Source organism: Chamaesiphon sp. VAR_48_metabat_403 (assembly GCF_031422475.1).
Taxonomy (GTDB): domain Bacteria; phylum Cyanobacteriota; class Cyanobacteriia; order Cyanobacteriales; family Chamaesiphonaceae; genus Chamaesiphon.
In genome coordinates this window covers 1-2027 of record NZ_JANPLS010000251.1, presented here as the reverse complement: position 1 = coordinate 2027, position 2027 = coordinate 1, and the positions used below count along the sequence as shown (strand labels likewise).

The following is a 2027-nucleotide window of genomic DNA, read 5'->3' as shown; positions in this document are numbered from 1 at the left end:
CGTCTCATGCTAATTCGCTATTGCTTGCTACTAATTAGCAAGCAATTTATCTGTGTGCTTCTCTTCGTAACGACGGGGTTTAGTAGTAATTTATTTGCTACTAACTCTCGCTATTTTTGCCAATAAAAAAGGTCGGTTAACGACCAAATCTATGATTAATGAAACTCTATGCTAGCGCAACAACCTTCGACAGTTCAAGGTTTCACCTTCACAGAATTACTTCCAGGCTTAGTTATTTGTGAAGCTCCAGCAGACGATCCCCAAAATTGGGGTAATGCTGATACAAATGAACCCGCATTCCTCATCTATCTGGGCTACAACATACCCCAGGAAAGAGAAGAGTGGATCGCTCGATTACGCTTAATTTGGGGTATCTGTGGCGAGATTGTTTACCGTCCTAGCCAACGTGTTTCAGGTTACTGGCACGAGATTAAGATTCGGAGAATGCAGCGTTATTCAGATCCTACTGTCTTCGATCTCGACTATTTGAGCGAGTCAATGAGTTATGGGTTGGACTTTTTGGTTCACATGCGACAGCACGAACTAGAAGCCATTGCTTATGAGGAGATGGCAACATCACGGCTGTTAACATTTCGCTGATTCACGATCTTTTCGCTGCAATTAATTTCCTAGCACCAATTTTTATTGGTGCTTTTTCATCCCAATTACTGCTGGAACTCCACCGCTTCGCTTGGTAATAGCGAACGCTGGTACCTTTACCCTCAAGCAGTTTTCACCTCTAGCCTCAACTAATCACATCAGTCTCAACAACTGGTGTTTTCATTCACATTATCCAGGAAATTCATGACCACTACTACAAGTCGATATCTTACCGACGCATTACCGCCACCGATTTCTCCTATCCTTACGCACAAGCGTTGCGCGGCGAGAATCCCGCCCAGTGCGGTTATTTTGTGCCTCTGAGTCAAGCTGAGAAAGCTGGCTGGAAGAACCTTGAAGGTACCGAAATGACTGAGTACGCCTACAACAGTGGGCAAACTGAGGTGGGGATTTTACTCCAAAAACCTCGGATGATCCTCACTCCCATCTGTCAATTGGGCGCATTCGATCGTCAAGCCAGTCAAACCGAGGAAACTCTAGACGTACTGGGCGAATGGGATCGTGCCAAGCACAGTAACGATCCTAACGCTGGTAACTTCCAAATCTTCTTGGTGATGTTTATGGACGCTAACAAGCAGCCCCTTCACGTTATTCCACTCCGACTGTTCGCCAAGGGTTCCCACCAAGCGACTCTATCGATCGAGTGGCAAAAGTTTTGTACCTCAGTGGCGCGTTGTCAGGCTGAAGCAAACAAGACTTTATTCCGCCCTAAGAACGAAGTTTTCAATGCCCTGTGCATCTTTCAGCCAATTATCATTCGCAAATCTGTCGGCGATAAAGTCAAATCCCCTGCCTGTTATATCGATGGCTATGTCCATCCCACTGTCGTCAATTGGCAGAGTTTCTTTATGGGTACTGACGAACGGCTTGCCGATGCCATTATTGATATCCTCAATCCTCGATCGCGCTCATTGCTCTCACCACCTACTGCTGGGACGATTATGTTGGCACCCGCGCCAGAGCTTATCACACCAGCCGCAGTAACAGGTGCTGCTACTCCACCAGTAGAAGATAACAGCAATGCGATCGATGTAGCTTCATCTCCTGTAGCTGAAGAATCAGCACCCGTACCAACTATTCCTACCACTTCGGTTGCGACTAAGACTAAACCAGCTCCCGAACCGGAATATATCGATCCGCCTGAGTTTGAGGAGGATGATGAGTTTGAAGAGGATAAAATCCCCTTTTAACTAATGCGCCAACCAATCGTTCTCGCCGACTATAAGGATGCTTTGACACCTTACCGCCGCTACCGAGAACGCTATTACTGTCCTGTTTGCAACGGGCACAATCTTACTTTCTCCCCAACAGGTGCCTGGATGTGTTGGAACGAGCCTACCAGAGAACATCGGGTTGAGATTATGGCTCGACTGGTACCAGACTTTAAACAGTTCGCCAGTAGAGTC

Annotated in this window: 2 protein-coding genes and 1 pseudogene; all 3 read left to right on the top strand. The window is 46.8% G+C overall.

The genetic code is table 11. From position 1 onward, the window contains the following. Window positions 1-168: 168 nt before the first annotated feature. Window positions 169-600, top strand: coding sequence for a hypothetical protein (locus RMO79_RS11775; RefSeq protein WP_310483354.1), 432 nt, complete (start codon window positions 169-171; stop codon window positions 598-600). A gap of 278 nt (window positions 601-878) precedes the next feature. Further along, entirely contained in the window at window positions 879-1811 is a 933-nt protein-coding gene (locus RMO79_RS11770; protein ID WP_310483353.1) for a DUF5895 domain-containing protein, read from the top strand. 3 nt (window positions 1812-1814) lie between these two features. Next, window positions 1815-2027 (top strand): annotated as a pseudogene (locus RMO79_RS11765) (hypothetical protein); the annotation flags it as partial.